The organism is Parasynechococcus sp. (assembly GCF_042954245.1).
Taxonomy (GTDB): domain Bacteria; phylum Cyanobacteriota; class Cyanobacteriia; order PCC-6307; family Cyanobiaceae; genus Parasynechococcus.
This window is the reverse complement of sequence record NZ_JBGKDP010000088.1, coordinates 1-5,008: the sequence shown is the minus strand read 5'-3', so window position 1 is coordinate 5,008 and position 5,008 is coordinate 1. Positions and strand designations below refer to the sequence as shown.

The window sequence follows — 5,008 nt, the reverse complement described above, 5'->3', positions numbered from 1 at the left end:
CTTATTGAATACAAGAACGAGGGCTACGATATGTTCCTGGAAATGATGACTAACATGCGCCGTAATGTCATCTATTCAATGTTTATGTTCCAGTCGAAAGCCCCTCAAAACTAGTCTTTATTATTTGGAGGCAATGTCGCTCTAGGGAAGTTTTTAATCAATATTGCTTTAATCATCGCTGACACTTTGTGGTATGTTGTTTTCAACAGTTATTGTTTTTGTTGGGATTTATGCAGCCGTAATTTACTGTCATATGTCATTAAAATGGCCAAATTTTGGTTATCTCTTTTGCTTCAAGCGAGGTTGGCTTGGTAAATTAGCCTTGAAATTAATTGTTTTTTATGTGAATTGTGTGATTCAGGGGCCTCCTGGCAATAAAGTATACTCTGGAGAGCCAATGTGAAGCTTCTGAGTCGAAAGTATCGGTTGTAAGCTCAATTTATTTAGGCACCTGTGAGCACTTTATCTAGTGCTATCTCCCAGAAATTCCAAAATCTCTCGGTCTTTGAGATTCTGGGCTTCCCCAGAGCATTCTTCAAGGAGCTGCCGACCAGCGGCCACTTCCTGTAGGCAGCGCTTGAGGTTTGTCACCGTGTTCTCGAGGTGATCGATCCGTTCCATCAAGTTGCGGATCACGTTTGCTTCCGCATCTGGAAGGGCCGAATGGGCAAGGGGATTGATCCGCGTGCCGCTCTGGTGGATCACCCTTCCGGGGACGCCCACCACCGTGCAGTCGCTCTCCACATCGCGCACCACCACGGATCCTGCGCCGATGCGGGTGTTGGTCCCGATGGTGATTGCACCCAACACCTTGGCACCTGCGCCCACTACAACGTTCTCGGCCAGGGTTGGGTGGCGCTTGCCGTGTTCCTTGCCGGTGCCCCCCAGGGTTACGCCCTGATACAGCAGGCAACGGTGGCCGATTTCGGCGGTTTCGCCGATCACTACCCCCATGCCATGGTCAATGAACACGCTGTGGCCGATGCGGGCGCCGGGGTGGATTTCGATGCCGGTGAGGGTACGGCTGACTTGGCTGAGGCAGCGGGCAGCAAGCTTCAGGGGCAAACTGCAGGTCCAGAGGCGATGGCTAATCCGGTGCAGGCTGATCGCCTGGAAGCCGGGATAGCAGCACACAATCTCCAGCCAGCCGCGGGCAGCCGGATCACGCTCGCGAATGATCGCGAGGTCGGCTCGGATGTGATCAAACATCGCAGGAGAATTAGCTGGCGGCGGCCGGAATTTGCAGACCAATCTCCTTACGGAGCAAATCGATCGTATCGGTGCTGAGGTAGCTCTGGGCGCAATGCACCTGGGGCATGCGTATCAGTTGGGAGCGGTTCTGGCGCAGGCTCTGCTCCACCAAGGGCAAACTTGGTCGATCGCAGAGCACGTGGCTTGAGGCCCGGAGTAGGGCCAGCAGGCGGCTGCCCACGTCCGGGGTGGCGGTCATCAGCAGCAATTCGTTGCCACGCATTGAGTGGAGAATCACTTCCGCAGCACGCAGAATGCCGGGGCTGATGCTCACCAGGCCCACGCAGCTGCCTGGGCGCAATTCCTTGAGCATGGCCAGCTCCTGGCGGAAGTCGTTGAGGTCAACCGCCACGGCCCGGACGCTGTGTTTCTTGGCCAGCTCCTCCACCGGTTGGAGGAAATAACGGCTGGTCACCACGGTGCCGTTGCTGGAGTTCTCCAGCACGCTTTCCAGCTCTTCCAGAGGCACCACTTCCACCGGTACATCCAGGCAGGGTTCAAGTTCCTCGGCGATCAGCATCGAGGCGCCGATGTCTTCCCGGGGGGTGCTGACCAGTACGCGGGCGCCGCAACGCAGCCGCCAGTCGATCTCACGGGTTAGTAATTCGCGGGTTTGCTGCAGGGTGCAGCCTGCATTCAGCAGGCCATCCACGCACTTGCGCACTTCCCGGTCGAGGTCGGTGACGCCCCGGTTACGAATGTGCGGAGGCGTTTTCATTTCCCGGGGTTTCTGCTGGTCGCGCACGTAGATGCCGGAGCCGGCCATTGCCTCCACCACGCCATCGGTTTCCAGTTGGCGGTAGACCTTGCTGATCGTGTTGCGGTGCAAGCCGGTCTGCATCGCCAACTGGCGTGTACTCGGCAAGCGATGCCCCGGCGGGTAATGCCGTGCTGCGATGGCGAAACAGATCTGGTTGTACAGCTGCGTCGATGCCGGTATGTCGCTTTCCTGTTGGATATGGAATCGCACGCCGGTGGGACAGGTCGGAATGCGGCCACCATACGGAGCGAATTGCCTGGTGACAATTGGGGGTGTGTCCTGTGGGCCTGTGACAATTTCCAACTCCCCCTCGCCTGGCTGGGTTGAGCTCGCCAATGGTGCTGTGCCACTGCACTGCTGGTGGGCAGAGCCGCAAGCCAGTGAGAACGATATTAACTCTAAACCGTCTATTAAACGTGTTTATATCGTACTACCTGAGGTGTTTGAGGTGAACGCCTAGGCGCGCAGCGTGGCGGATCGCTTGGCGGCCCAGGGGCATGCGGCCCTAGCGGTTCCCCTGTTTTCCCGTACGGCTCCTGAGTTGGAGCTGACCTATGAAACACCCGATCTGGCTGAAGGACGCCGTCACAAGGACGCCACCACCACCGAGCAGATCCTTGGTGATGTCGCTGCTGCTGTCAGCTGGTTAGGAGCCCGTTACTCACACTCCGCCATCCACGTGGTGGGGTTCTGCTTTGGGGGGCATGCCGCTTTTCTGGCCGCCATGTTGCCCGGGGTTGAGCACGCTTTTGATTTTTACGGCGCCGGCGTGAGCCGTATGCGGCCCGCTGGTGGTGAACCCTCTTTGGCTCTGCTGCCTGAGATGCAGGCACGGTTCACCTGCGTGTTCGGCACGGCCGATCCTCTGATCCCTTCTGAGGATCGCGAAGCAATTAAAACAGCTCTGCGCAAGGTTGATCGTGCTGGTGAGCGCTTCAGTTTTATGGAGTGTGCCGGCGCCGACCACGGCTTCATGTGCGAAGCACGCAGCAGCTTCCACCCCCAGGCTTCAGCCCAGGGATGGAAGCTGCTGCTTGATGAAGATTCGGTGGTTTAGTTCTGGGGGCTGGCCACCTTGGCGGCGGTGGGTCGCGGCGGTGCGGGGATGGTGCGCACGGCCTTGTTGGCGGCTTGCTTCTTTTCCTCCTTCTTCACCAGCGGCGTTTTGCGTGGGGTGAGGAACATGATCATGTTGCGGCCCTCCCGCTTGGGCGCCTGCTGGATTTCGGCCTTTTCTTCTAGGTCCTTGGCCATTCGCCGCAGCAAGGTTTCCGCCAGCGCCGTGTGCTGAATCTCGCGGCCACGGAAGATCACGGTGCACTTCACCTTGTCGCCCGCCTTGAGGAAGCGCTGGGCCTGACCGATCCGCACGTCGTAGTCGTGCTGATCGATCTTGTAGCGCATCTTGACCTCCTTGACTTCGGTCTGGTGCGACTTCTTTTTGGCCTCTTTGGCTTTCTTTTCCTGCTCGAACTTGAATTTGCCGTAGTCCATGATCCGGCAGACCGGTGGGTCAGCCTTCTCGCTCACCAACACCAGATCCAGTTCCCGGTCACGGGCCACATCCAGGGCTTCTTCGCGGCTGATCACGCCTAGCTGAGCGCCGTCTGAGTCGACCACCCGCAATTGGGGGTAGTTGATCCGGTCGTTGATGTTGGGCAGCTCCCGAACCGGGGCACGACGGTCAAAACGGGGACGTGGGGGCATTCAGGCGGTGACGGGGACAGTGGCAGACAACTTCGCTTGATACAACGTCTGCATACTTCACCTTAGATGTTGCTCGATCAGCGTCATCGCATCCGTCAGCGATGCCGGGTCGGACAGCCAGTGGGGGTTGTGCTGACGGCGGAACCAGGTGCGTTGGCGTTTGGCGAACTGGCGGGTGCGTTGGCTTGTGATCCGCACCGCATCCGTGCTGGTGAGGTTGCCGGCAATCACCTGCAGCGCTTCGCCATAGCCGATGGTCTGCAGCAGTGGCAGATCAGTGCCGTAGCGCTCGCTCAGGCGCCGGGTCTCCTCCACCAGCCCATCGCGGTACAGCTGCTCAGTGCGCTGTTGGATTCGCTGGCGCAGGTTGGCGGGGTTGAGGCCTATTTCTAAGACCCGCCAGCGCGGAGGGGTGGCTGTGGCCTGGCGACTCATCGGTTGCCCGGAGGCATAGAGCACCTCCAGGGCGCGCTGGGTGCGCACAGCATCGGCGGGGGGGATTTTGGCGGCGGCTTTGGGATCGGCGGCCTGCAGCAGTGGATGGCAGATGCCCTGGCCCAGGGCCGTCAGCTGCTGACGCAGTTGCGGCTGGGGTGACACTGCCGGAGGCTGAAGTCCGCTGGTGAGGGCCTTGAGGTAGAGGCCGCTGCCGCCCGCCAGCAGGGCGATGCCCCGCTGCTTCAGCTCACGGCTGATGCAGGGATTGGCTTCTGCTTGAAACTCCTGCAATGTGATCTGCTGGTCCGGTGCGCGCAGGTCCAGCAGATGGTGTAGCACCCGCGCCTGTTGGTCCGCCGTCGGCTTGGCGGTGCCCACATCCATCCCTTGGTAGAGCTGGCGGGAATCCACGTTGATCACCGGCAGATCCAGCTGTTCGGCGATGTCCAGCACCAGGGCGGTCTTGCCGCTGGCGGTGGGCCCGAGCAGGGTGATCACCAGGGGGTTGGAGATGCTCAAAAGGGTGAGAGGGGGGTCCAGCCCGGCTTGGAATGGGCGCTGAGAGGCCTCTGCAAGCTTCTCTAGACAGCCGATGGTAGATTGACATTGTCAGGTCGAGGTTTAGAGCCGTTGCGCCCGCCCATGACCCGGTTTCCTGGCTTGAGACTTTCTGAATGAGCGACGCTTCCAAGGTCCAGAACGCCTACGGCGCTGAGCAGATTCAGGTGTTGGAGGGGCTTGAGCCCGTTCGCAAACGCCCGGGCATGTACATCGGCTCCACTGGGCCGAGGGGTTTGCACCACCTGGTGTACGAGGTTGTTGACAACTCGGTAGATGAGGCCCTGGCGGGCC

The 5,008-nt window shown here is 59.6% G+C and carries 5 protein-coding genes; 1 reads left to right on the top strand and 4 read right to left on the bottom strand.

The features are described 5' to 3' along the window. Nucleotides 1-462: 462 nt before the first annotated feature. On the bottom strand, nt 463-1,209 hold the full coding sequence (cysE, locus tag ACGVJ8_RS04225) for a serine O-acetyltransferase (RefSeq protein WP_392345724.1): 747 nt from the start codon (nt 1,207-1,209) through the stop codon (nt 463-465). A gap of 10 nt (nt 1,210-1,219) precedes the next feature. Beyond that, nucleotides 1,220-2,221, bottom strand: a complete 1,002-nt coding sequence (locus ACGVJ8_RS04220) for a GntR family transcriptional regulator (protein WP_392345722.1) — start codon at nt 2,219-2,221, stop codon at nt 1,220-1,222. Nucleotides 2,222-2,480: 259 nt separating this feature from the next. Between ACGVJ8_RS04220 and ACGVJ8_RS04215 the strand changes: the two genes are divergently transcribed. Then, nucleotides 2,481-3,068 (top strand): dienelactone hydrolase family protein, encoded by a 588-nt coding sequence (locus tag ACGVJ8_RS04215; protein WP_392345720.1) that lies wholly within the window; start codon nt 2,481-2,483, stop codon nt 3,066-3,068. On the opposite strand, the gene infC is transcribed toward ACGVJ8_RS04215, so the two are convergent. After that, on the bottom strand, nt 3,065-3,718 hold the full coding sequence (gene infC, locus ACGVJ8_RS04210) for a translation initiation factor IF-3 (protein WP_392345718.1): 654 nt from the start codon (nt 3,716-3,718) through the stop codon (nt 3,065-3,067). The two genes, ACGVJ8_RS04215 and infC, sit on opposite strands and share 4 nt — an antisense overlap. Before the next feature lie 57 nt (nt 3,719-3,775). Beyond that, nucleotides 3,776-4,675 (bottom strand): tRNA (adenosine(37)-N6)-dimethylallyltransferase MiaA, encoded by a 900-nt coding sequence (gene miaA / locus ACGVJ8_RS04205; protein WP_392345716.1) that lies wholly within the window; start codon nt 4,673-4,675, stop codon nt 3,776-3,778. Nucleotides 4,676-5,008 lie beyond the last annotated feature (333 nt).